The following is a 25064-nucleotide window of genomic DNA, read 5'->3' on the forward strand; positions in this document are numbered from 1 at the left end:
TTTTTACTTCGTCAAGTCAGGGGACTATCTTTTTTAATAGCTCTTCTACTTTTGCTTGCATCGATTGCACCGTTGTTTTCTTATATTGAAGTCCAAGCCGAAGTACCATTAATTGCTGTCTGCGGGAAAGCTTTCGAAAACGCGGTTCACGTTTCAAAAACTTACGAATGATCGTCCAGCTGTTGACTTCAATCCGATCTGGTTTCAGGTAAGGAACTTCATAAGGAAGTTGACGTTTACGAAATCGATTTATCAGCATGCCAAAGTTAGTGGAAATCTTGCTTTCATCTACGAGACATACGGCTCGATTTGTATTTGTGTGCTTTTTGAGGAAATCGAAATGATGATGCCCATCTTGGATGATATAACCACCATCTTTTTTACTTTTATGCACAATTAATACCTGCATAAGATCCTGAGCAACTTTTTTTAACTCCTTCTTTCGTGGTGAGGTCTTCGTGATGTTACTTTCCTGCTTAATTTTACTTAGAGGTAAATATTGCACTGTATATCTCAACTGTACCCCTCCTCGTCACCGATGCTTAATGTAATGTATTCGAAATGATTACCGTGTATGTGTTATGGTCGAATCGTAACCCGAGTCTGGATAGGAACGAGACTTGCAAGCTGTAGGACATCCTCGTTGTACATTCGGATACAACCGTGACTGACTTCTCTACCGATCGAGGAAGGATCGTTCGTTCCGTGGATGCCGTAATGGGGTTTCGATAAGCCCATCCAGAAGACGCCGAATGGACCTCCAGGGTCGGCTTGTTTATTGATGATCCTAAATTCGCCTCTCGGTGTCTTCGTAATCATCTTACCGATTCCTACCGGGAAAGACCGAACAACGATATTTCCATCAAGCAAGTAGAGGTCCCGGTCGGACAAATCGACAATAATTCGATAGTGTGGCATTTTCTCGCCTCCTATGAACTATGCTATGCAAGCCTAGTTTAGGAAGTGATAGGCTGGATTTATGTTAGACGTAAAGGGTTGGAGGTTCACCGTCTCCTCCTCTAAATTAGCCTTCTGCCCTTCGTTTTTCAATCGGAACAAATTTGATAACTTTTTCAATTCCAAGAACTTCATTACCCCATTGATCTAAATACGATGATAACTGACAAATTTAATTTTTAAAGGAATAGTTTTCTCCACAATTCTACCCAAAGCAATTTCAAGGATATCTAGTTCACGCATATTTAGGTCATTGCGTATATCGCCTTATTTATGAATTTTGCAAATTTTCCATATTTGAGGTATTCGTGAAACGATTTAACTATCCTGCCACAACGAGAAAAGGCTGCCCATTGTGGGCAGCCTCTGTAATCATTTGAGATCATTTCCTACCAATTAATTCTAATTCCAGGTGGATGTTCCTTTGCTTCTTCACTCACCAATTTGTTAATCCGTTCTATAACTTTGATAATGCTCTGAGGACCGATGCCAACCTCGACAGTATATTCCTGTATTTCCCCTTTAATGAACCAACGTACAATTCAATTCTGACTTTCTATCCATTAAATCAGTACTATTTATACTCACTAACTAATTCACCTTCTGCACTGAAGAGTTGCGCATCATCATTAGATTGATCATTCCAAATGGCTTCTTTGGACCAAACCAGACTGCGAGAATACGCTTGAAAATCAGACTTCTTGCCGCTCACACCATCGTTCCCGCTGGTTAAGAAAACATAACTATCAGGTCCCAGGATAAAGCTATCCTTGAATATATACGACTCTCCACCATTCGCGCTATTTACCTTCCAACCCTTCAAGTCGATGGGGAAATCACCTCTATTTTTGATAGCAACAAATTCAGCTGTTCGATTCCGAGTAACGATAAAGATATCTGAATCAGGCTTCGCTGTCGATACATTCACAACAGGAGTAGGAGCAGAAATAAGTGCAGGATTAGGCAAAATCATGTTAATTAATCCTTGCCGATTTGAGTTAAAATTAATTCGAAGTTCTTGAACTCCAGTAAGGTCTACATCCACCTTTTTGGGATCTTGCCCTGCACTAATCTCGGAAATGACCAGTAATTCCTTACCGTCACCAATAATGGTTAAAGTTCCCTTTGCGGTGTTCTGCAACGTACTTTCTGCTGCGCCGATAAGTCCAGACAATCGAGAATACTTGCCAGACAAGATATAGTGAGCGGTCCCGCCAACACGGATATTCGGTGGATAAGGTCCATTGTGCAAATAGAGACCCAGCCCCTTACTGTAGGTTTTACCGTTGATTGTAAATGTTTTACTTTTGGCTGTATTATGCCCTCCCGTGCTCCAACTATCAATAGCAAGCGAACTTGCTTCATCCTGTTTGTTAACGGTCAAATCTGTCAAATTTACTTGATCGCCTGTGATAGCCGTCTCTGTTGGCTCGCTTGTCACTGGTGCAGGCGGCTTTTGGCCAACCCAGATCGTTTCAGTCTCACCCTGCCACGTAACTTCCTTACCCAGCGACTCCCCCATAAAACGAAGCGGTACGTAAGTTGTCCCCTCGTAAATGAAGCCTTGTGAACCTGTCGTTTTTTTCTCCACGCCATCAAACATGTACCGTAAATTCTTAAAATACACATCAATCTTCGTGCTTTCAGCGGCATAGGCTGCCGTAGCACCAACAAAAAGTAATGTCGAACATACACCCAAGATAAAACCTCTTATACTTGATCCCCTGTTTTTCAATACAACGCAACCTCTCCCAAATAGATTCCAAACAATCATTAGATTATCAGTGCGTAAATCATTTGTAAAGGAATTCCCTGAACTCCCTCCATTATTTTCCTACTCCTTAAAAAGAGGAATCCGCCATTTTTTTGTCGAATGTCGAAAGTTGTCATTTTGATACGAAAAGAATCTGGGAGGTTTTGTAGTTGAGTCGTAAAGTTATTGCCATCCTGTTGCTCATGATATTTGTCATAAGCTCAAGTGCCTACGCATCTGAAGGCAAGATCGCTGTTTATTTGGATGGAAAAGAGTTGACGTTTGATACGCCGCCTATCATTCAAGATGGAACGACGCTTGTTCCACTAAGGAAAATTTTCGAAACATTAGGTTCACAAATTCAATGGGATAACAACACGCGAACGGTAACAGCAACCAAAGGCGATGTATTGATTACCTATAAAATCGGCGAAAAGAACGGTTACAAAAACGGGAAAATCGTCTCGATGGAAGTAGCTGGCGTTATCTCCAATGGGTTTACGCTCGTACCCTTGCGGTTCGTTAGCGAAGCATTAGGAGCCGTGGTCAATTGGAATGGAGCAACCAAACGAATTGATATCACGCAAGGAACACAGGTCGTACAAGAAGTGAAACCGACTGAAACCAGTTATATATCAAGCATGAATCAGTTGTATGGGAATGAATCGGGACCCATTTACGTGGACGGTGATTGGATCTATTACACGAAACCGACGGAGCAACGCAAAGTTTATAAAATGAAACTAGATGGCTCACTGAATACCAAGATTAGCGATGTACCTGATGTTACACACCTCATTGTTGATAAAGATTGGTTATATTTCTCGACGTTTGCCGTCATTGGACACCCAAGGGATATGAAGTTATCCCCTGAGAATGGGATCTTTAAAATGAAAACCGACGGAACAGGACTCCAGAAGCTGCTCAGCGGCAGCTCGATCGGTTCTATGTCCCTCAGCGGCGATACCATCTATTACACGAAAATGTTCGACGCACCTAACGTGAATATGGTAAAGACCGATGGAACTGGCAATCAGTCGGCATTCAAAAATGTATGGAACTACCAAATTGTCGGTGATACCATTTATTACAATGAGGAACCCCGAGTTCCCGTCACCTTCTATGAAATGAAGCTTGATGGATCGAATAAACGGAAACTGATGACGAATATTTCCCCAAGATATCAAATCATCAACAATTCTTTCTACTATACAGATGGTACAAACTTACTGAAAAGGCTCCTAAATGAGCCAGAGAAAGCACCGACGAAGATCGTAGAATGTGCATCAGCCGTAGTCATTAACGAGAATACGGTCATTTTCAAAAAATGGGATAATAAACTATTTAAACTCGATTTAACTAACATGAAAGTGACACCTATGCTTGGATCAGCTGTACAGAACTATTATGTTGCGGGTGATTTCATACATGTCACTTTCAACACGGACCCTGTTACGTTCTCATGGATCAACTGGAAAACTGGTGAAATCAAAGCCATTCAATAGTTGAAAGCCATTCTACTCCCTCAGCCAAGAGGTATTGCAATTCTTGGTTGAGGTTTTTTTGTAGATGAGAAAGCACTGAAAGCTATTTCTGGTTGCTGTCTTTTTTGTCAGCATGGAAGCGCTTGCGGACTTGCTCCAACCGACGATCATGTCACACATTTTGGACGGAGGCGTTGCGGAGAAACGGCTTGATTATGTGCTTCGCATGGGCAGTGTCATGCTGATTATCACAGCGTTTGGGGCAGTAGCCGCATCACTTTGACCGCGGCGAGATCGCCGAGCAAGGTAATCACAGCTCGTTAATGAGCCAAGACGGCACGTATTCCCGTATGTTTGCCAATCAATTTAAAAATCTCCAAATTACTTTGGAATAATCGATCGTACGCAAAAGATCCCCCCGGCATGGGCATGCTGGGAGGATCTTTTTATGATGAATACGTGAAAATTATGTAAGGGTTCTTACTGGTGATCCAACTAGATATGCCTCGATGTCTTCAACCACATCTTTATAAAAAGCCTCATAATTCGCTTTCGATACATAACCGATATGCGGTGTAGTGAGAAGATTTGGCAGCGATCGGTATATATCGTCCTTTGGCAAAGGCTCCACTTCGAACACATCTACCGCGGCGCCGGCAATCCATCCGTTCTGCAAAGCCTGGGCAAGTGCAGATTGATCAACAATCGGAGCGCGGGACGTGTTGATCAGATATGCCGAAGGACGCATACGCTTGAGCTCTTCGGCACCAATCAGTCCTCTTGTCCGTTCGCTTAATACAAGATGAATGGAAACAAAGTCGCTGTTCGCCAGAAGCTCCTCCTTGGAAGAGGCTAATTTCACTCCGATCTCGTCGGCCCGTTCTTTTGTTAAATTCTGACTCCATGCCATGACATCCATGCCGAACGCCTGACCGAATTTAGCAATCTTGCTGCCCAGTTTGCCAAGTCCAAGTACGCCAAGCGTCTTGCCGTACAAATCCGTGCCAATCGTACTTTGCCATTGACCGCTGAGGATCGCGTTGTGCTCTAACACAATGTTACGGGCGAGCCCTAAGATCAAAGCCCACGTGAGCTCTGCAGTTGCGTTGCCCGCGCCACCTGTACCACAAACAATAACGCCATGCGAAGCGGCTGCGGTCATGTCGATCGACGCATTGCGCATACCTGTGGTAATTAGCAGTTTCAAGCGGGGAAGCCGGGCAAGCAGCGATGCGCGGAAAGGCGTCCGTTCCCGCATGATCACGACAATCTCGCAGTCGGCGATCTGTTCGAGAAGCTCTTCCGGATCATCGATATGCCGATCGATAACTGTGACCTCCACTTTGTCCATAACCTGAGACCAATCCGCGGAAGTCAAAGCCACTTGTTGGTAATCGTCTAATATCGCACAGCGAAGCTTCATAGTAAGCTTACCTCCTTCATAATCGTCTTAGTTGCTTAAACCTTAGGGTAATCAACGACAATCACATTTTCCAATATACCATCTAGTGATAGAACAAATGCCTGATGAACGGGATGCGGACCATAGGAGCGCAGAGATTCAATATCTTCAAAGGTTACTCGTAATCCGAGCGTGTAGCCATGCATATTATCCGTTTCTTCTGTTTCATTAATTCCTGCACTTATGTCAATGATCCCAGGGATACGATCCCGAAACGTGAGTAATTGATCCAGCAATTCCTGTTGTTTGACAGGTGTGATATTTGTATTGAACTTGAAAACAACGAGATGTTCGTACATCGCTAAATTGCTCCTTTATTGACCGATTCATTTATATTCCATGCACATCTTCCAATTTAGGTATTCGTGGTTGCATAAGGAAGTCCTCTTGTTCTATTTACTGGAAATTTATAACACGCCCCCTTAAATCCGAGAACGAACAAGAATACTATACAGACGTGAATGCCACCTCCAAGCCATGCCTTACAACAATCTAAGGAGGAAATATGAAATGTTCAAACAGTTCGATAAGTTATTTGGGATTGACTTAGGTACATCAAACACCGTTATTTTCGAAAAAGGAAAAGGAATTGTGCTAAACGAACCATCGGTAGTCGCATTTGATCAACATACAGGAGAGCTATTGGCTGCAGGCTCTGAAGCGCAAGCAATGATTGGCCGTGCTCCTGGACATGTGGATATCACGTATCCTTTAAAAAATGGTGTCATTGCTAATTTTGATAAGACAAGCATCATGTTGAAATATTTTATTAAGAAAATCCAAGGTAGATCCTCTTTTCTAAGAAGTTCACAGATTTACATTACGGTACCTTGCGGGATAACGAATGTCCAAAAACGGGCAATTGAAGAAACAATCGTCCACAAGGGGGCTAAAAAAGCGATAGCTGTCGAGGAACCTATTGCAGCCGCCCTCGGTGCGGGACTTATGCTTGACGAACCAATTGGTCACTTAGTACTCGATATCGGTGGCGGCACATGCCAAGTAGCTGTTTTGTCTCTCGGGGGCATCGTCGCGAGTCATACGATAAACCGGGGTGGCTTATCGATCGATCGTGACATTATGGATTATGTGAAACGACAATATAATCTGGAAATCGGGGAACGAACGGCCGAACTCATTAAAAAAGAAATTGGAACAGCCATTTCTACATCGAATGAACGTACGCTTGACATCCGGGGACGCGATTTGGTTGATGGATTACCCCGCTCGATCCGATTGGTCTCGAGTGAAATATACGCGGTGGTCAATGATTTCTTAGGCGCGTTGATCGAAGCGATTCGGTCAACCTTAGAGCTATGTCCGCCCGAACTTGCTGGCGATGTCATGGAACAAGGGATATTGCTTTGCGGAGGCGGCGCATTATTGGAAGGGATTGATGAACGGATCCGCGCCGAGACTGGGGTTGCTGTGCATATTGCGGATCAACCACTTGAATGTACGGCATTGGGGACAGGTATGATGCTGGGTGTGTATAGATCGAAGAGTAAACCCATCACGCAGGAAATTACGACGCAAGAAGAACAAAAAGCGGTTAGTCTGTAATAAAAAGCGTAGTCTGTATGGCTTTGCCCACAGACTACGCTTTTTTTATATTCATGCACGGGCATTTCATCCATTTAAATCCCGGTCCATAGCGGCATGATCACTTTGATTTCGGTTCCATCTGCATGACTGTCTACGACCTCTATATACCCGCCGTGAGAATTGATAATCCGTTGGGAAATCGACAATCCTAGGCCCATGCCTGTTTTTTTGGTTGTATGAAAGGGTGTGAAAATGCGCTCCCATTCAACTTGTGGAATTCCTGATCCTGTGTCTGTAAATAGGATATGGATTTCATTGTTCTTGGTAACGTATTCAATTTTGAGAACTTTATGACCTTTTCCTGCCATAGCTTCTATACTGTTATTGATTAGATTAATGAAAACTTGTCTTACTTTATCTTTATCTATCATCACGATGATATGTTTATGAGATTTCAACTCCATAGTGACGTTGTTTTCTTGCGACTTTATTGAAGTTAATGCAATAGATTCTTGAATAACTTCCCAAATGTCGGCTTCTTCTGTCTGTATTTTTCCGCTTTTTATAAAATGATTATAATTGGAGAGGATGCTGTTCATATGTTCACCGGCAATTTCAATATGACTAACCATCCCTTTGGCAGTATGATCCAATTGCTCGTTTCGTGCTAAGAGATCGGAATACCCTTTCACAACGGTTAATGGGTTATTGATTTCATGTATTAATCCTGAAGTTGATATCTCAATTTGTTCTTCTTTCTCTTTTCTTTTCAAAATTTGAGAGGTATCTCTTATCATTCTTGTACTCATATGAACAAAAATAAAGAATATAATGATTGAAAAAATCATGACCCCAATTTGACTTGAATAAATGAACGTGCCTGCCTGTAAATTTAAAACGCCGATCATATACGTTAAAAGGAAAGTAAGACTGAATAAAGTTAGGAAATTTTTCACATAGGTATCCGTTACTTTTCTACTTGCAAGTAGAGTCAGAATAATACTAACGATCAACAATTTAATATGGTTAACAAATAAGCTGCCCCATTCACCATAGATCGGATAGAGCACGGTAGTATGGTTGTCGAAGCCTTCAATATTCTTTAAACCTAATACTCCGTAATCTGTCCAATTAATCATATAAATGAATACAGACCATGCTCCGTAAAGGCCAAGTGTATATTTATTAATGATCCTGTTCATCCATTTCGCTTCTTCTTTGGTTAGATATTTTAGAGTGACATATCCAACATACAGAAAAGCCGGAGGAAGCATGATCGAACCAATCCGGAATAACTTAAACAGAAAGAATATCCAATCTGTTTTCATGATTTCGATGCTATATAAAACACTTACATCCAATTGCCATATACTCATAAAAATCATGAAAGCTAACATGGCATTCGTTAATTTTGTTTTAAACAACATTTTACAAGACATTCCTAAAAAGAGAGGTACCAAAGACATGGCTGCCATAAGTATAAAATTCATAAGTTAACCTACTTTCGATATCACAAATGGTTGATACTTCCCGCTATTTACATGATGTTATTGCGATATCTAATATACTCCTGAAAAAAAGACCTACAACGGATTATGGTTGTAAGCCAGGTTATATGAAAGTTGGTCGTTGTCACATATTCGACTTGTGAATTATAACATATCTGACATTCGCTTGGTATAGGATTTATTACATATTCCTGCGATATTGCCCGCCAACTTCATACAAGGTCGTTGTGATCTGCCCTAGCGATGCGACTTTAACCGTTTCCATAAGTTCTTCGAAAAGGTTCCCGTTGTTGAGGGCTGTTTGCTTTAATCGTTCAAGAGCTGCAGGACACGCCAACTTGTGTTGTTCCTTGAAGGCTTGTAGCCCAAGAATCTGAGTTTCTTTCTCTTCAACTGTTGAACGTGCCAGTTCGATTTCAACAGCATGATGGTCGGCATCCCGTTTTAGGAACGTATTCACGCCGATGATCGGTAGCTCACCTGCATGCTTCTTATGCTCGTAGGAAAGAGATTCATCTTGGATCCTGCCGCGTTGATATTGCGTTTCCATTGCACCTAATACGCCGCCTCGAGCATGGATTCGCTCGAATTCAGCTAACACGGCTTCTTCCACGAGATCGGTTAAATCATCCACAATAAAGGAACCTTGAAGCGGGTTTTCATTTTTCGTCAAGCCAAATTCCTTATTGATGATCAATTGAATCGCCATCGCTCTGCGCACTGAATTCTCTGTCGGGGTCGTAATCGCTTCATCAAAGGCGTTCGTATGCAAGGAGTTGCAATTATCGTAAATGGCAATGAGCGCCTGCAAGCTAGTTCGAATATCATTAAAATCCATTTCTTGTGCATGTAAGGAGCGGCCTGACGTTTGTATATGGTATTTAAGCTTTTGACTTCTTTCATTGCCGCCATATTTATTTCGTATGACGGTTGACCATATGCGACGCGCAACTCTTCCCATGACCGTATATTCGGGATCAAGACCATTACTGAAAAAATAAGAAAGATTCGGCGCAAAATCATCGATATGCATACCACGACTTAAATAATATTCAAGGAATGTAAAACCATTTGCCAGCGTAAAAGCCAATTGCGTGATCGGGTTCGCTCCCGCTTCCGCAATATGATAGCCGCTAATACTTACCGAGTAGTAGTTCCGAACTTGATGATCAATGAAGTATTGCTGCATGTCCCCCATCATCTTCAGTGCAAATTCGGTTGAAAACAGGCAAGTGTTCTGCCCCTGATCTTCTTTTAAAATATCCGCTTGAACCGTACCGCGAACGGTTTGAAGCGTACTCGCCTTTATTTGCTCAACTTCCTCTTCCGTCGGTTGACTGCCTTTGTTCTGGACATATTTATCTACTTGCTGCTGAATCGCCGTATTCATGAACATGGCCAAAATCATTGGAGCAGGACCATTAATGGTCATCGAAACGCTTGTGGAAGGATGGCATAAATCGAATCCAGCAAACAGCTTTTTCATATCCGCTAACGTACATACATTCACACCGCTGTTTCCTATTTTTCCATAAATATCAGGCCGATAGTCGGGATCATGCCCGTACAAGGTAACACTGTCAAAAGCAGTCGATAATCGCTTCGCCTCATCATTTTGACATAAATAATGGAATCGACGATTGGTGCGATCAGGTGTCCCCTCTCCGGCAAATTGGCGCTTAGGCTCTTCATTCGTCCGTTTAAATGGAAAAACACCCGCCGTATAAGGAAAGTACCCTGGCAAATTTTCCTTCAGCAGCCAATCAAGGAGTTCACCATCATCTTCATATCTCGGCAAGCTAATCTTGGGAATCTTAGTCCCAGATAGCGATTCGGTGTACATAGCTGTCAACATCTCGCGATCGCGAACGCGGGTGACAAGTTGATCTTGTGTGTAGGATTGACGAATTTGCGGCCATTCTTGAAGCAACTTGATGCACGAAGGGTGAAGTATCGCTTGATAATGAGCGATCCAGTCGTTCAGTTTCGCAATTATCGTTTGCGTTTCCTCCGCGGTGTTCAGCTGAGATTGATGATCGGACACCATAATCTCTTTCGTTCCTCGCAGCTGATATAGCTTTCGTGCTACCTTGACCTGCTCAAGAATAAACTTCGTGTACTGTCGGATCGTTTGCACAATTTCGCCGAGATAACCGGTGCGGTCCTGTGGAATGATCACATTCTTTGTGGTGACAGGTTGCTTGTTCGTGTTCGCCTTCTCATCTATCGTCCAATCGCCGCCTGTTTTGTCTGCAACGAGCTTCATCAACTTAGCAAATAGAACATTCGTTCCATGGTCATTAAATTGACTGGCGATCGTGCCAAATACAGGTAGTTCCTGGGCAGCTGTTTCAAACAAGCCGTGGCTTCGCTGATATTGTTTACGGACATCGCGTAATGCATCTTCCGAGCCGCGTCGTTCAAACTTATTGATGACAATGACATCCGCATAATCAATCATTGCTATTTTTTCCAGTTGTGTCGCGGCTCCAAATTCACTTGTCATGACGTACATAGACACATCGCATAGCTCATCTATGGCCGAGTCTCCTTGTCCGATCCCGCTCGTTTCCACAAGTACCAAATGATATCCAGCAGCCTGAACCACTTGGATGGCATCTTTCGTTGCAAGGCTCAATTCAGATTTCGCACGCCGAGTTGCTAAGCTGCGCATATAGACCCGAGGGCTGTTTACAGCATTCATACGGATTCGGTCACCTAGAAGGGCACCACCTGTTTTAATCTTCGTAGGATCGATAGAAATAATAGCGATGGTTCTGTCCGGGTATTGCTCGAGAAAGCGCCGAACTAGCTCATCAGTCAGCGTACTTTTTCCAGCTCCACCTGTTCCTGTAATGCCGATCACGGGTGCGACTGCTGTATTAGATTGTGTGTTTTGTAAAATAGGTAAAGATTCGGTCTTATGTCCAATCCCAGCGGCATCTTCAGCAGCAGTTATGGAGCTGGCAATGACACTCCATTGGCTTTCTATGGATAAGGGTGATTCCTCAACGAGCTTCCTTGGCGTAGACTTATCAACTTCTTGAATCATGTAATTAATCATGCCTTGTAGACCAAGGTTACGTCCGTCGTCGGGTGAAAATATTTTGGCAATCCCATATTGGTGTAAGGCTTGAATCTCTGAAGGAATAATGACGCCTCCTCCACCTGCGAAAATTCGAATGTGCCCGGCACCTTTTTGCTGGAGAAGGTCAAACATGTAGGTTAAATATTCGATATGTCCACCTTGATAAGAACTAATTGCGATTCCATGCACATCTTCTTGTATGGCAGCATTAACGACCTCTTCGACGGAACGATTATGACCAAGATGGATCACTTCTACCCCCGATGCTTGTAAAATCCTTCGTATAATATGAATGGTCGCATCATGACCATCAAACAAAGCTGACGCCGTTACAAACCTTACAGGATTCTTGGGCCGATAAACTTGAGTGTTCACACGAAACCCACCTTCTAGTCAATTTCATTCATTAGGTAGCCTAGTATTACAATGCTTTTCCTTCATTTTATTCCTGCCCCCGCACTGAAATCACCCACTTCAATTATCATTTTCCAAAAAAAACAATCATATGCTGTTAATTAAACCATAGAACCATTCTTCGTGAGGCGGGTGAACATAATGTCCAAGCAGAACGATCATGGAGCGAAGTATTTCGAGAACATGCTAAATATTATCGATGTCGGTGTTCACCTGATTGATAACAAGGGGATCACCATTTTTTATAATGAGAAGATGGCTGAAACAGATGGTTTTAAACGCGAACAAGTCGTGGGGAAAAATTTTTTCGAACTCTTTCCTTCCCTAACCAATGAAACGAGCACTTTCATGAAAGTACTTCAAACAGGGATTGAAATACGAGAAAAAATTCAGACCTATGTGAGTGTAACGGGGAAAAGGATTACGACCATAAACAGTACTTATCCGCTATTGGAAAATGGCGAAATCATCGGTGCCTTAGAGGTGGCTAAGGATATTACCAGCATTGTTCATCTGCATGACCAAATCCTAGATCTCAGACATCAAATCTATGAATCTCCTTCCAAAGATAAGAAAAATACAAGCTCCGCTCGCTACCATTTCAGTGATTTAATCGGTCAAAGCGAATCCTTCCTGCACACCATTGCCTTCGCCAAAAAGGCATCACGTACGAGCTCTCCTGTCGTCATATCAGGACCTACTGGCACTGGCAAGGAATTATTCGCTCAAAGTATACACAATGCAGGAGCCCGTCGGAACAAACTATTTATTGCTCAGAATTGTGCGGCAGTCCCCAACGAGCTGATGGAAGGTATTATGTTCGGAACGGCAAGAGGCGCGTTTACTGGCGCCATTGATCGTGCTGGGCTATTTGAGCAAGCCAACGGGGGAACGCTTTTTCTGGATGAGTTAAATAGCTTGGATTTATTTCTACAGGCCAAATTATTGCGGGTGCTTCAAGACGGAATCGTTCGCCGAGTCGGGGGAACCCATGAACAGCAAGTCGATGTTCGCATCATTACCGCTATGAATATAGATCCGAAGGAAGCGTTAGCTAAAGGAGTGCTGCGGAGCGATCTATTTTACCGACTCAATGTCGTGAATCTGTACCTCCCCCCTCTCGTGCAAAGAAAAGAAGATATTCCTCTTCTCACATCCCACTTTATTGAAAAATTTAATCAGATGTTCGGTATGAAAATCATAGGTATTTCGCCATCCGCGTTGGCATGTTTAATGAATTACCATTGGCCTGGCAATATACGGGAGTTAAGCCATGCGATCGAATCCACTTACAATATGATGGAGCTGGAGTGTGAAATGATTGAGGAAACGCATCTCCCTGCTTATTTCATGGGGAATCATACAACAACGTCTCTTCGAACCCCTACATGGAGTGACGAGATTGAAACCTTCTCTACAGGTAGATTGACCGATAAAGTAAAGCAAATGGAAAAGGAAGCCATCACCGATGCGCTGGCCTTTCATCAATATAACATCACGCTTACTGCGCAAGCGCTAGGCATCAAACGTCAGGCTTTACAATATAAGTTGAACCGCTACGGTATTGTGAAAAAGCCTTAATAGCGGCGGACTAGACCTTGTTATCCCATTCTTCTTCAATAAAAATTACAAAACGACAACGACTTTCGAGCAACATCACTTCCTTAATCCTGTATGATATGAAAAAGAATTCATAGAGTGATTAGTATAGTGAGAAATCCATCGTTTTAAGGAGGAAGTCATGTGGCAAACCAAGTAATCAGTGATGAAGAATTGATGCTCCCGCTCTCCCCCACTTACAATACAGATACCCATGAATCACAAGAGCAACCAAAGCTTACAATGAAATTACTATACGAACTTATTAAAAAACTCAAAGAAGAGAATATGATGCTAACGAATCGTATGACCGAATATGAACGACAAATCGATTTGCTGCTTGAAAGTAAAAATGAGATCGCAAGCACCTTAGAAGTGTCACTATGCAATGAACATGTAAAATTAGCCGAAATTGAAATTGCACCTAATTCCGTTACTTCAATGAATGATCTGGTGCCTCGCTCTGTACGTCATCCTGATCACAAGAAAAGTCCAATGTGGTTCTTATTATTGAAGTCCTCTTTCCGATTTCTCTTTCGCCGGCGCAAGGGTTATCTCTTTTAAACCATATGGCTAAATGTTGGCATCCTTCTTGCATCTTACTTCTAATGAGAATACATCCATGTTGGAGGTGCAATGATGGAACGACGTGACTGGAAGCAAATTGAACTCTGGAAGCATGTAACGGATGAGCAATGGAATGATTGGCTATGGCAGCTGACCCATACGATACGTACCTTAGATGATTTGAAAAAGGTAGTGAATCTAACTCCGGAGGAAGAAGAAGGCGTTCGAATTTCAACGCAAACCATCCCTTTAAATATTACGCCTTACTATGCATCATTGATGAATCCAGATGACCCGCGATGCCCGATTCGCATGCAATCTGTCCCCATTTCCGCCGAATTATTGAAAACCAAATATGATCTTGAGGATCCCTTATTCGAGGATGAAGACTCCCCTACTCCGGGATTAACACATCGATACCCCGATAGGGTTCTCTTCTTGGTAACGAATCAATGCTCGATGTATTGCAGATACTGCACGCGCCGCCGTTTCTCTGGTCAGGTTGGTATGGGAGTTCCCAAAAAACAATTGGATGATGCGATTGCTTATATCCGGAATACACCGGAGGTGCGGGACGTTCTTCTTTCTGGTGGGGATGGTTTGTTAATTAACGACAATATTTTGGAGTATATTTTGAAAAATTTGCGGGCGATTCCCCATGTCGAGATCATTCGAATCGGCACTAGGGCTCCTGTTGTGTTCCCGCAGCGAATTACGGAGCATTTGTGCTCAATCATCAAGAAATATCATCCTGTTTGGTTGAACACGCATTTTAATCATCCATTGGAAATCACGGAAGAAGCAAAAACGTCCTGCGAAATGCTAGCAAATGCGGGAGTTCCGCTTGGCAATCAGTCCGTGATCTTAGCAGGCATCAATGACAGCACCTATATTATGAAAAAGCTCATGCATGAGCTTGTGAAAATACGTGTTCGTCCCTATTACATTTATCAATGTGATTTATCCGAAGGCATTGGTCATTTCCGGGCACCTGTTTCCAAAGGGCTTGAAATTATTGAAGCACTTCGCGGGCACACCTCTGGGTATGCGGTACCTACGTTTGTCGTCGATGCGCCAGGAGGCGGCGGGAAAATTGCCTTACAGCCGAATTATTTGATATCACAAAGTCAAGATAAGGTCATTCTACGTAATTACGAAGGCGTCATCGTGGGTTACCCCGAGCCGAAAAACTATATACCTGGCCGTGCAGACGATTATTTCAACGAAGTCTACGGTATCGAGAAACAACCGGAAAGCACGGGCATTATTTCACTCATGAAAGATGAAAAATTCAACTTAGTGCCAGAAAATTTGCGCCGAATCGGCAGAAGGAAAACGTATCAGGAAACACCTGAGCACATGTCGCTGAAGGATCGCCGGCCGATGAGGGATGAAATGAAAGACAAATTGATGAAAGCACAAAACAAAGAGAAAAAAGTGAGTTCAACGGAGATTCCCGTGGACTAGATGGGTTTCAAGCTTATAGCTTGGAATTCAAATAAACCGGACTCCATGCTGCAGGCCTCGATTGGATCGAGTTACTCGAAGTATTCGTGTAATTTCATGCTTCTGGCCTCGATTGGAGCGAGTTACTCGAAATAATCGTGTAATTCCATGCTGCAGGCCTCGATTGGATCGGGTTACTCGAAGTATTCGTGTAATTCCATGCTGCAGGCCTCGATTGGATCGGGTTACTCGAAATAATCGTGTAATTCCATGCTTCTGGCCTCGATTGGATCGAGTTACTCGAAATAATCGTGTAATTCCATGCTTCTGGCCTCGATTGGATCGAGTTACTCGAAATAATCGTGTAATTCCATGGCTGCAGGCCTCGATTGGATCGAGTTACTCGAAATATTCGTGTAATTCCATGCTTCAGGCCTCGATTGGAGCGAGTTACTCGAAATAATCGTGTAATTCCATGGCTGCAGGCCTCGATTGGATCGAGTTACTCGAAGTATTCGTGTAATTTCATGCTTCAGGCCTCGATTAGATCAAGTTACTCGAAATATTCGTGTAATTCCTTGCTTCAGGCCTCGATTGGAGCGAGTTACTCGAAATAATCGTGTAATTCCATGGCTGCAGGCCTCGATTGGATCGAGTTACTCGAAATAATCGTGTAATTCCTTGCTGCAGGCCTCGATTGGAGCGAGTTACTCGAAATAATCGTGTAATTCCATGCCTGCAGGCCTCGATTGGATCGAGTTACTCGAAATAATCGTGTAATTCCATGCTTCAGGCCTCGATTGGATCGAGTTACTCGAATTATTCGTGTAATACCATGCTGCAGGCCTCGATTGGATCGAGTTACTCGAAATATTCGTGTAATTCCATGGCTGCAGGCCTCGATTCTTATTCGAGTTCTTACGGTATTATGGGCAAAAGCGGGATGGAATAAGCCGGAGGATTTCCATTTAGTCTGCAAAAAGGCACCCATCACGGGTGCCTTTCCTCTTTCAGATCTTACTTTTTAAAACAAACCAACTTCAACTCCGTCAACTCACGTATGGCGTATTTGACGCCCTCACGTCCAGTCCCGCTTTCCTTCACGCCGCCATAAGGCATATGGTCTACACGGAAGGTAGGAATATCATTGATCATGACGCCTCCTACCTCTAAGGCTTCCGCTGCGGCAAGAGCGGTTCGGATATTTTCCGTGTAAATGCCTGCTTGTAGGCCATATTTGGAGTTGTTAACTAGCCGAACAGCCTCCTCGATTGACGAGACTTTATTGATCATCACGATGGGAGCAAATACTTCTTGGCACGATACGTTAGCTGTAGAAGCAACATGAAGCAGGACAGTTGGATGAACGATATTCGCCTCCCTCGTGTTACCTGTAGCGACACTCGCGCCAAGTTTTTCAGCTTCTGCAATCCATTGCATTGCACGCTCAGCGTCACGAGGGCCGATTAACGCCGAAACATCTGTAGCGGGATCCGAAGGATCACCTAAATGAAGCGACTCTGTCTGCTTTACGAATTTGCTGGCAAATTCATCGAAAAGCTGCTCATGCACATAAATGCGCTGAAGCGAGATACACACCTGGCCCGCATAGGAAAATGCACCTGTGACTGCCCTTGCCATCATCGCATCCACATCAACCCCTTGATCCACGATGAGTGCAGAATTTGATCCCAATTCTAAAATCACCTTTTTCAACCCTGCTTTATTGCGGATGGCGATCCCCACCTCCGGACTTCCCGTGAAGGTCACGGCCTTAATTCTGGGATCCTTCACCAACAGATCGCCAATTACGCTTCCACTGCCAGTAACCACGTTTAGTGCTCCTGCGGGAAGACCCGACTGCTGCAAAAGCTCTGCTAAAAACAAAGCTGATAACGGCGTTTGGCCAGCTGGTTTCAGCACGATAGTGTTGCCGGCAGCGATAGCAGGACCTACCTTGTGCGCAACCAAATTCATCGGAAAATTAAATGGTGTGATGGCCGCAATGACCCCCAATGGCTGATGAATCGTATAGGCAACACGGCCCTCGCCTCCGGGAGCAGCATCCATAGGAATCGTTTCACCATAAATCCGCTTCGATTCCTCAGCGGCAAATTTGTAGGTTGTGATCGTTCGCTCTACCTCTATTCTCGCCGTAGTGATCGGTTTAGCGGCTTCAAGCGCGATCAAACGCGCACATTCTTCCTTATTCTCGCGGATTAATGCTGCCAGCTTCTCCAGAATTGCTGCCCGTTCATGAGTCGGCATTCCTGCCATGACAGGTCTGGCTCTTTCAGCAGCCTCAATCGCTTGCTCCACTTCGGCTGATCCTGCAAACGCAACCTCAGCTATTTGTTCACCGGTATAGGGTGAGATTAAAGGACGATACTGTCCCGCTTCCACCCATGCCCCTTCGATAAAAAGATGCTTTCTCATGCTGCACTCCCCTCCTTCCGAATAGGTTTATGAAAAGGCTCCTACGAACGGAGACACGTTTTAATCACCTGCTCGAGAACATCCAGTCCCTCAGCAAGCTGCTCATCCGTAATGACCAGCGGACTTAGAATACGAATCACATTACCGTATATGCCAGCCCCCATAACGATGACACCGCGTTGATGTGCCTCTTGCAAGATTCGAGTCGTAAGCTCTTTATCAGGTCTTTTCGTCGCCAGATCCTTCACGATCTCTATCGCACTCATAGCGCCTAATGTCCGCACATCTCCAATACAACCTACTTCCTGCTGCAGCCGAAGGAAGCGTTCACTTACTGCTGCCCCAATCCAACCTGCTCGTTCAGCAAGCCGATCCTTCTCCAGCATATCAAGAACTTGTAAAGCAGCTACACAACCGAGCGGGCTGCCTCCGTAAGTTCCTCCGATCTCTCCGATACCAGGTGCGTCCATGATCTCCGCCCGTCCCGTCACAGCACTAATCGGAAGTCCAGCGGCAATGGATTTGGACATGGTCATTAAATCCGGCACAACACCGAAGTGTTCCATCGCAAAGTTCTTCCCTGTCCTCCCGAATCCAGTCTGTACTTCGTCGGCAATAAGCAGAATACCGTATTTCTCGCATATCGCCTTCACGCCTTGTACGAACTTAATGGAGGGGATCACAAATCCCCCTTCTCCTTGAACAGGTTCCATGATAATAGCTGCAACTTCTTCACCTGGGACCTCCGATAAGAAGAAATCCTCGAATTTCTGCAAAATCTGATCATCTACTTCATCCTGCGTCATCCCGGAAGGAGCGCGATAATAGTACGGATAGGGCATTTTGTACGTATCAGGCGCAAAAGGGCCGAAGCCGTTCTTATATGGCTTTACCTTGCTGGTTAAGGACATCGCCATATACGTTCTGCCGTGAAAGCCGCGCTCGAAAGAAATCACCGCTCTTCGTCCGGTATATTTACGAGCGATTTTTACCGCATTCTCAACCGCCTCCGCCCCGCTGTTCAAGAAGAAAGTTTTCTTCGGATGGTCCCCCGGTGTTAATTCATTAAGCTTCTCAGCTAATGCCACATAAGGCTCATACATCATGACATGAAAACACGGATGCAGGTAGTGATCCAGCTGAGCCTTCAATGCCTCCACGACTTTGGGTGGACAATGGCCGACGTTTAAGGAGCCGATCGCACCGGCCAAATCGATAAACGTATTCCCATCAACATCCGTAAGAAGAGCTCCCTCCCCTTTGGCCGCAAAGGTTGGAACCGTATTGAAAGGACCTCTTGGAATACTCGCCATGCGCCTCTCTAGCAGCAGTTGAGCCTGCGGCCCTGGGATCGGCGTCTTCATGTCAATGTACGTTGTCTTTTTTGAGTTTCGTTCCATCCTTATGCCTCCATTCCCTCCAAACCACACCAGTGAATCAAGGTTAATGCGATGATTTCAGCTACCTCGAACACATGTTCCAGCACAATGTGCTCGTTCGGATAATGGGCAAGTTGCGTGATGCCTGGGCCGAAAACGATACAAGGTGTTTCACCGACTAACGTCAGCAAACCGCCATCTGTTCCCCATGGAGATGCTTCAATGACAGGTTCTTCTTGTCTGACCTGTCGGAATTGTTGCATTAGTACCTGCATCAAGGCGTGCTCGGGATCAACACTGCCCGGAACCCACTGCGCACCGAACCATTCCACACGTGGCGGATGCTTCTCGAACCAAGGGTCTTTCTCACTAATCCGCGCCAACCACAGGCTCATTTCGTCCTTAGCGTCAGCAAGCTTCTCCTCAGGAGCAACGCCCATTCGTCCCTCTAGCTTCACTGTATCTGGGACAGACGATGGCCAATTCCCACCCTCAATGACACCGATATTGATCGGGATCGGAATCGGGTTATAGGCATACAAGGGATCCGAGATCCGTGCATTTCTAAGCTCCTCAAGCTCCCGAATATGCTGGATCACAACCATACTTTTCTCAATGGCGCTAATGCCCTCATATCGCGTTCCGCCATGGGCCGCACGGCCTTTGACCTCAATTCGGAACCACATGGAGCCCTGTTGCTTCGGAAATATGTGCATATTGGTAGGCTCGGGAATGAGAGCCGCATCGGCCCTATAGCCTTTTACAATGGCAGCCAGTGTTCCTGCCCCTCCGCTTTCTTCTTCAATGACACTTTCAAAGATCACATCACCTTGCAGCTTAATGCCAAGACTCTGAAGAGCCTCGACTGCCATAAGGAGTGAAGCGGTGCCACCTTTCATATCCGTTGACCCGCGCCCATACAGCTTCCCGGCAACCACATTACCTCTATATGGATCATCTTGCCATTGCTCCCGATTTCCTTCGGGCACGACATCCATATGACCATTAAGTAATAGGGAACGCCCCCCTCCAACACCTTTCAAGACGCCAACTACATTAGGACTGCCCGTAAATCGGTTCCGCGGGGAGCAAAAATAAGGATGCGCCTCGAGCGCCGCTCCATCCGGTTCCCACACATCAACGTCGAACGCTAGTGATCGTAATTTATCGGCAATTAGAAGCTGAGCTTCCTGCTCATTGCCTTGCGTGCTAGGCATTCTTACCAGCTTCTGTAGAAACTGTGTGCCATCTTCGCGATGAAGCTTCATCCAGTCATGAATTTGCTTTTGCAGCTCAGTGTACCCATTAGGCAAAGGATTTCCCTCCTTCAGGCTCAACAATACATGCTTTAACTAGTGTTTTATGGGATATACGTAATGGTTTCCGGGATGAGTAATACAGCCTCCGTATGACGGACAACGTCCTCAACCGTATAAGGCAGCATGATTTCTTTTAAAAGCAATCCTTGATCCGTCACCTCCATCACGGCCATTTCCGTAATAATCATTTTCACACAGGCTACTGCCGTGAGCGGCAAGTCGCATTTTTTTTTCACCTTAGATTCACCCTGCCGGTTCACATGGTTCATCAGAACGATGACTTTTTTGGCTTTTTGCGCAAGCTCCATCGCCCCACCGATCCCGGCCACTCGCTTCCCTGGCACGATCCAATTGGCCAAATCCCCTCGCTCACTCACCTCTAGCGCCCCAAGAATCGTGATATCGATACAGCCTCTACGAATCATGGCAAAAGCAATGGCACTATCGCAGTAGGAGGCACCATTGGTAATGGTGATGGGATACCCGCCTGCGTTGCACAGAAATGCATCTTCCGCCCCCGGAAGCGGGCCGCCGCCTGCACCTAGAATCCCATTCTCCGCATGAAAAACGACGTGCACGCCCTCAGGAACATAATCCGCAACCTTGGTCGGGATGCCGATCCCGAGATTGATCGCCATGCCGTTCTTGAGTTCTAGAGCAGCCCGCTTTGCTATTCGGTCGCGGGTTTCTTTTCCCATACCCATTCCCAAGTCACCCCTCTGCTCACGATCACCATATCCACGAAAATGCCTGGTGTTACAATACTTTCGGGGTCCAGTTCGCCGAGCGGAACAATCTCGTCTACTTCGGCAATGGTTATCTTTCCAGCCATCGCAACAAGCGGATTTAGATTTCTACCGCTTTTATCGTAAATGAGATTCCCGTACGGATCGGCTCTTTTCGCATGTACAATGGCAACATCTGCCGTCAGGGCCGGCTCCACTAGGTACGTTTTCTCGTCGATGGTAACCTTTTCTTTTCCCTGCTCCATGATTGTGCCGACGCCGACATCCACTAATATCCCGCCAAGTCCTACTCCGCCTGCCCGAATTTTTTCACATAAGGTTCCTTGCGGGAAAAAGACGACCTCCATCGTGCCTTCTTCCATCATTTGACCCGCGTTAGGATTAGATCCAATATGGGAAGCGATCACCTTCTTTACGCGTCCTGCCGTGACTAAGCGACCAATCCCGATATGTGGAAATCCCGTATCATTACCAATGATCGTTAAATCTCCAACGCCTTTTTGTATTATCCCCTCGATCAATGTTGGCGGCGTTCCAATGCCCCCGAACCCGCCAAACATCAACGTACAACCATGAGTTATCGTTTGAAGCGCTTCTTCCAAGGTTTTAATCTTGTCGCCTACGTTTCCATATGAGTTCTCTTGTGGCACCATCATATCTCCTCCGATTCGGTTCGGGTAACCTCGACCATAACTTCCCGAATGGATTCATCCAACATCCGCACAAGCTGGTCGATTTCCTCCTCGGTAATGACCAAAGGCGGTGCGACGATGATCGCATCCCCTTCCCCATCGATCGCGCCTGCCGCCGGGTAAACGAGAAGCCCCTTATGGAAGGCTTTCTCTATGATCCGCGACGTTACACATAAAATAGATGGAAATGGTCGTTTGTCGACCCGATTCGAAACAAATTCCAAAGCCAGAAGAAGCCCTTGCCCCCGCACATCGCCGATGATCGCGATCCCATCGGCCATTTGGCGCAGCTGGGCCAGCAAATAACGGCCTTTGATCTCAGCAGCACGGACTAACTGATGCTTTTCGATATAGGTTAGCACCGCCAGTGAAACTGCCGCGGATTGCGGATTCGCACTGTACGTGTGGCCAGACATGATACTTTTGGAGCCATTCAAAATAGGTTCCATCACATGATCCTTGACAAGCGTAGCTGCCATCGGTGTATAGCCGGCGCTCATGCCTTTTCCGAGCGCCATTAAATCCGGTTCAACCTCATAGTGCTGCATGCCGAACATCGCTCCTGTCCGAGCAATTCCAGTCATGACCTCATCGGCGATGAATAAGATGTCATTCCGCTCGCAGATGGCTTTGATCTTCTTGTAATAACCTTCGGGTGGAACAACAGCTCCGCCTGCAGCGCCAATGATCGGCTCCGCGATGAACGCGGCGATATGATCCGCACCAATCCGCTTGATGGCGGTATCCAAATCGTCCGCGCAAGCTAAGTTGCACGATGGATAGGTTTTACCAAGTGGGCAACGGTAGCAGTACGGCGGGGCGACGACCGGAAAGTCCTCTAATAAAGGAATAAAACGTCTTCTTCTCAGGACATGCCCCGACATCGAAAGAGCTCCGAGCGTGATCCCGTGATAGCTCATCCGCCTAGAGATCACTTTATTTTTGCCTAACCGTCCTTTCTCTTGCCAGTGTTGAATCGCAATCTTCATCGCCGTCTCGGTAGCCTCGGATCCGCTGTTCACGAAGAAGGACCAATAATCGTTGCCAGGCGTCAATTCGCTTAGCTTCGCTGCCAGTTTCTCCGCGGGTTCACTAGTAAACTGAGAGCGATACACAAAGGAGACCTTGTTCGCCTGCTCCAACATCGCATCAATAATTTCTTGAACCCCATGCCCGATTCCAGCGGTCACAGCTCCCGAGGAACCATCTATATAGGCTTTGCCTTGATCATCGTAGAGATATACACCTTTCCCGTATTGAATGGTGGGATAATGGTGATCCAAAACCGGCTTAATGACATGCTCCCGACTCATAAGGCACCCCCACAGATCACTGTTGCTAGGTTTTTATTTGAGAAATATATTCTTTACCCGCGGAGCCTTCAACAGATCTGCATAGCGAAATGCAGTTCCTAAAGCGGATACATCATGCCAATAGAGGGTCTCTTCGATTTGCTGGGCGGTGGCCTCCAATACGTAAGTACGGCAGTTGGAACATTCGATCGCGGGGACTTCTAGAATTTGTACGGCCAGTCTCCCATCCGGCATGATCCAGTAGCAATCTTTCACACTTTCACGGATATCTTCCGTTTCACACCACATGCAATTCATATGCGTCCGTCCTCCTTCATAAGGTATAGAACATTCTTACTCCTATCTGTCTTTGATGCAAAATTGATGCCAACTTTTCGCAATGGGTATTTGCACAGCTGCAGGTAGTGTGTGTAGGAAGAGCTGCCAGACTTTTGGCAGTTGTTATTTTTTTGCAGCAAAATGAGGGTGTAAGGGGGATGCTAGATGCCAAATGATCTGCCGACCTACACGAATCAAGTTGAGAACGGCACCGATTATACGATTATGTTTTGCCTTGATTTTAGGAATAAAAGGTTGCGGGTGGATGACTATCAGGGTGATGTAGATGTGATCTACTTGCGGTTAGTCGAAATTGCCAAATCACATGCTTTGACCAAAGTATTCATCAAATCACGAGAGGATGACTGGCAGACTTTTTTATCGAAGGGCTGTATGCTGGAGGGAATTTATAAGGGATATTTTAACGGCAACGACGCTTACTGTATGGCCATGTATGATGACCTGGAGCGGCGGACTAGCGATTATTGGATGGAAGAAGATCTCATACTTAAGCAAGTGCTTGCTCTGCCACTCAAGCCGGATCGGCCAATCGCACCGAGTAGCTTTACAATGCGCATAGCTCGCTTAGAAGATGCTGAGCAGCTTTCCGATTTATACAGCCACATTTTCCAAACGTACCCGACACCGATGAATGATCCGACATATGTTGAGAAAACCATGCACGAGGGAACCCTTTATTATCTCGTCGAATCGCCGGATCAACTGATTAGCGCTGCCTCCGCAGAAATCAATTCGGTCTATGCGAATGCGGAAATGACGGATTGCGCTACACTGCCCGCCTACCGCAATCAAGGACTCATGAGACTGCTCATGCATGCCTTGGAAGATGAATTAATCGCGCGGCAAATCACTTGCGCCTACTCCCTATCCAGAGCCCTTTCTTTCGGTATGAATGCCGTTTTCTATCAAATGGGCTACAGATATTACGGCAGACTTACGAAAAATTGTGATATTTACGATAAATATGAGGACATGAATTTATGGGCCAAATCGTTAAAGTGAGCCCGCGATCACCTT

The 25064-nt window shown here is 45.2% G+C and carries 21 protein-coding genes; 7 read left to right on the forward strand and 14 right to left on the reverse strand.

Going from position 1 to position 25064, the window contains the following annotated elements; translation table 11 throughout:
• Nucleotides 1-16 precede the first annotated feature (16 nt).
• The 3 genes from AC58PQ_RS22180 to AC58PQ_RS22190 all read right to left on the reverse strand — a co-directional run bounded on the left by AC58PQ_RS22180 (nucleotide 17) and on the right by AC58PQ_RS22190 (nucleotide 2656).
• Nucleotides 17-517, reverse strand: coding sequence for a hypothetical protein (locus AC58PQ_RS22180; RefSeq protein ID WP_497245390.1), 501 nt, complete (start codon nucleotides 515-517; stop codon nucleotides 17-19).
• 62 nt (nucleotides 518-579) lie between these two features.
• Nucleotides 580-918 carry a L,D-transpeptidase gene (locus tag AC58PQ_RS22185; protein WP_497245392.1) on the reverse strand — a complete coding sequence of 113 codons (339 nt, stop codon included), beginning with the start codon at nucleotides 916-918 and terminating at the stop codon, nucleotides 580-582.
• 613 nt (nucleotides 919-1531) lie between these two features.
• Complete coding sequence (locus tag AC58PQ_RS22190) at nucleotides 1532-2656, reverse strand: lamin tail domain-containing protein (RefSeq protein WP_497245394.1); 1125 nt, start codon at nucleotides 2654-2656, stop codon at nucleotides 1532-1534.
• 224 nt (nucleotides 2657-2880) lie between these two features.
• Between AC58PQ_RS22190 and AC58PQ_RS22195 the strand changes: the two genes are divergently transcribed.
• Nucleotides 2881-4215, forward strand: a complete 1335-nt coding sequence (locus tag AC58PQ_RS22195) for a stalk domain-containing protein (RefSeq protein ID WP_497245396.1) — start codon at nucleotides 2881-2883, stop codon at nucleotides 4213-4215.
• Between the two features lie 130 nt (nucleotides 4216-4345).
• Nucleotides 4346-4477, forward strand: a complete 132-nt coding sequence (locus tag AC58PQ_RS22200; protein ID WP_497245398.1) for a hypothetical protein — start codon at nucleotides 4346-4348, stop codon at nucleotides 4475-4477.
• Between the two features lie 183 nt (nucleotides 4478-4660).
• On the opposite strand, the gene AC58PQ_RS22205 is transcribed toward AC58PQ_RS22200, so the two are convergent.
• Nucleotides 4661-5617, reverse strand: coding sequence for a D-2-hydroxyacid dehydrogenase family protein (locus AC58PQ_RS22205; RefSeq protein ID WP_497245400.1), 957 nt, complete (start codon nucleotides 5615-5617; stop codon nucleotides 4661-4663).
• Between the two features lie 35 nt (nucleotides 5618-5652).
• Nucleotides 5653-5955, reverse strand: coding sequence for a Dabb family protein (locus AC58PQ_RS22210; protein WP_497245402.1), 303 nt, complete (start codon nucleotides 5953-5955; stop codon nucleotides 5653-5655).
• A 211-nt stretch (nucleotides 5956-6166) separates the two neighbouring features.
• Between AC58PQ_RS22210 and AC58PQ_RS22215 the strand changes: the two genes are divergently transcribed.
• Nucleotides 6167-7219, forward strand: a complete 1053-nt coding sequence (locus AC58PQ_RS22215) for a rod shape-determining protein (RefSeq protein ID WP_497245404.1) — start codon at nucleotides 6167-6169, stop codon at nucleotides 7217-7219.
• A gap of 74 nt (nucleotides 7220-7293) precedes the next feature.
• Here AC58PQ_RS22215 and AC58PQ_RS22220 read toward each other — a convergent pair whose 3' ends face one another.
• Together AC58PQ_RS22220 and icmF are read right to left on the reverse strand one after the other, a co-directional pair.
• Complete coding sequence (locus AC58PQ_RS22220; RefSeq protein ID WP_497245406.1) at nucleotides 7294-8691, reverse strand: sensor histidine kinase; 1398 nt, start codon at nucleotides 8689-8691, stop codon at nucleotides 7294-7296.
• A 199-nt stretch (nucleotides 8692-8890) separates the two neighbouring features.
• Nucleotides 8891-12172 carry a fused isobutyryl-CoA mutase/GTPase IcmF gene (gene icmF, locus AC58PQ_RS22225; RefSeq protein ID WP_497245408.1) on the reverse strand — a complete coding sequence of 1094 codons (3282 nt, stop codon included), beginning with the start codon at nucleotides 12170-12172 and terminating at the stop codon, nucleotides 8891-8893.
• 180 nt (nucleotides 12173-12352) lie between these two features.
• Here icmF and AC58PQ_RS22230 point away from each other — a divergent pair, with 180 nt between their 5' ends.
• The 3 genes from AC58PQ_RS22230 (at nucleotide 12353) to kamA (ending at nucleotide 15844) form a co-directional block, all read left to right on the forward strand.
• Entirely contained in the window at nucleotides 12353-13792 is a 1440-nt protein-coding gene (locus AC58PQ_RS22230; RefSeq protein WP_497245410.1) for a sigma-54 interaction domain-containing protein, read from the forward strand.
• Between the two features lie 162 nt (nucleotides 13793-13954).
• Complete coding sequence (locus AC58PQ_RS22235; RefSeq protein WP_497245412.1) at nucleotides 13955-14374, forward strand: hypothetical protein; 420 nt, start codon at nucleotides 13955-13957, stop codon at nucleotides 14372-14374.
• A gap of 75 nt (nucleotides 14375-14449) precedes the next feature.
• A complete protein-coding gene (gene kamA / locus AC58PQ_RS22240) occupies nucleotides 14450-15844 on the forward strand; it encodes a lysine 2,3-aminomutase (protein WP_497245414.1) in 1395 nt (464 codons plus the stop codon).
• 996 nt (nucleotides 15845-16840) lie between these two features.
• On the opposite strand, the gene AC58PQ_RS22245 is transcribed toward kamA, so the two are convergent.
• From AC58PQ_RS22245 to AC58PQ_RS22275, 7 genes are all read right to left on the reverse strand, one after another.
• Nucleotides 16841-18259 (reverse strand): aldehyde dehydrogenase family protein, encoded by a 1419-nt coding sequence (locus AC58PQ_RS22245; RefSeq protein ID WP_497245416.1) that lies wholly within the window; start codon nucleotides 18257-18259, stop codon nucleotides 16841-16843.
• 41 nt (nucleotides 18260-18300) lie between these two features.
• On the reverse strand, nucleotides 18301-19659 hold the full coding sequence (gabT, locus tag AC58PQ_RS22250) for a 4-aminobutyrate--2-oxoglutarate transaminase (RefSeq protein WP_497245418.1): 1359 nt from the start codon (nucleotides 19657-19659) through the stop codon (nucleotides 18301-18303).
• A gap of 2 nt (nucleotides 19660-19661) precedes the next feature.
• Nucleotides 19662-20951, reverse strand: a complete 1290-nt coding sequence (locus AC58PQ_RS22255) for a peptidase (RefSeq protein WP_497245420.1) — start codon at nucleotides 20949-20951, stop codon at nucleotides 19662-19664.
• A 47-nt stretch (nucleotides 20952-20998) separates the two neighbouring features.
• Nucleotides 20999-21661 (reverse strand): 3-oxoacid CoA-transferase subunit B, encoded by a 663-nt coding sequence (locus AC58PQ_RS22260; protein ID WP_497245422.1) that lies wholly within the window; start codon nucleotides 21659-21661, stop codon nucleotides 20999-21001.
• On the reverse strand, nucleotides 21628-22263 hold the full coding sequence (locus tag AC58PQ_RS22265; RefSeq protein ID WP_497245470.1) for a CoA transferase subunit A: 636 nt from the start codon (nucleotides 22261-22263) through the stop codon (nucleotides 21628-21630). The genes AC58PQ_RS22260 and AC58PQ_RS22265 overlap by 34 nt, the downstream gene beginning before the upstream one ends.
• A 92-nt stretch (nucleotides 22264-22355) precedes the next feature.
• Nucleotides 22356-23708: an aspartate aminotransferase family protein gene (locus tag AC58PQ_RS22270; RefSeq protein WP_497245424.1), complete on the reverse strand. Its 1353-nt coding sequence runs from the start codon at nucleotides 23706-23708 to the stop codon at nucleotides 22356-22358.
• A gap of 33 nt (nucleotides 23709-23741) precedes the next feature.
• Nucleotides 23742-24005, reverse strand: coding sequence for a YokU family protein (locus tag AC58PQ_RS22275; protein WP_497245426.1), 264 nt, complete (start codon nucleotides 24003-24005; stop codon nucleotides 23742-23744).
• A gap of 186 nt (nucleotides 24006-24191) precedes the next feature.
• Between AC58PQ_RS22275 and ablB the strand changes: the two genes are divergently transcribed.
• On the forward strand, nucleotides 24192-25049 hold the full coding sequence (ablB, locus tag AC58PQ_RS22280; protein WP_497245428.1) for a putative beta-lysine N-acetyltransferase: 858 nt from the start codon (nucleotides 24192-24194) through the stop codon (nucleotides 25047-25049).
• Nucleotides 25050-25064: the final 15 nt, after the last annotated feature.

The organism is Paenibacillus sp. J22P143, from assembly GCF_059692035.1.

Coding starts and splice junctions, on each gene's coding strand:
- AC58PQ_RS22185 (WP_497245392.1), bottom strand. CDS start 918: ATGCCACACTATCGAATTATTGTCGATTTGTCCGACCGGGACCTCTAC.
- AC58PQ_RS22205 (WP_497245400.1), bottom strand. CDS start 5,617: ATGAAGCTTCGCTGTGCGATATTAGACGATTACCAACAAGTGGCTTTG.
- AC58PQ_RS22210 (WP_497245402.1), bottom strand. CDS start 5,955: ATGTACGAACATCTCGTTGTTTTCAAGTTCAATACAAATATCACACCT.
- AC58PQ_RS22215 (WP_497245404.1), top strand. CDS start 6,167: ATGTTCAAACAGTTCGATAAGTTATTTGGGATTGACTTAGGTACATCA.
- AC58PQ_RS22220 (WP_497245406.1), bottom strand. CDS start 8,691: ATGAATTTTATACTTATGGCAGCCATGTCTTTGGTACCTCTCTTTTTA.
- AC58PQ_RS22230 (WP_497245410.1), top strand. CDS start 12,353: ATGTCCAAGCAGAACGATCATGGAGCGAAGTATTTCGAGAACATGCTA.
- kamA (WP_497245414.1), top strand. CDS start 14,450: ATGGAACGACGTGACTGGAAGCAAATTGAACTCTGGAAGCATGTAACG.
- AC58PQ_RS22245 (WP_497245416.1), bottom strand. CDS start 18,259: ATGAGAAAGCATCTTTTTATCGAAGGGGCATGGGTGGAAGCGGGACAG.
- gabT (WP_497245418.1), bottom strand. CDS start 19,659: ATGGAACGAAACTCAAAAAAGACAACGTACATTGACATGAAGACGCCG.
- AC58PQ_RS22260 (WP_497245422.1), bottom strand. CDS start 21,661: ATGGGTATGGGAAAAGAAACCCGCGACCGAATAGCAAAGCGGGCTGCT.
- AC58PQ_RS22265 (WP_497245470.1), bottom strand. CDS start 22,263: ATGTTTGGCGGGTTCGGGGGCATTGGAACGCCGCCAACATTGATCGAG.
- AC58PQ_RS22270 (WP_497245424.1), bottom strand. CDS start 23,708: ATGAGTCGGGAGCATGTCATTAAGCCGGTTTTGGATCACCATTATCCC.
- AC58PQ_RS22275 (WP_497245426.1), bottom strand. CDS start 24,005: ATGAATTGCATGTGGTGTGAAACGGAAGATATCCGTGAAAGTGTGAAA.
- ablB (WP_497245428.1), top strand. CDS start 24,192: ATGCCAAATGATCTGCCGACCTACACGAATCAAGTTGAGAACGGCACC.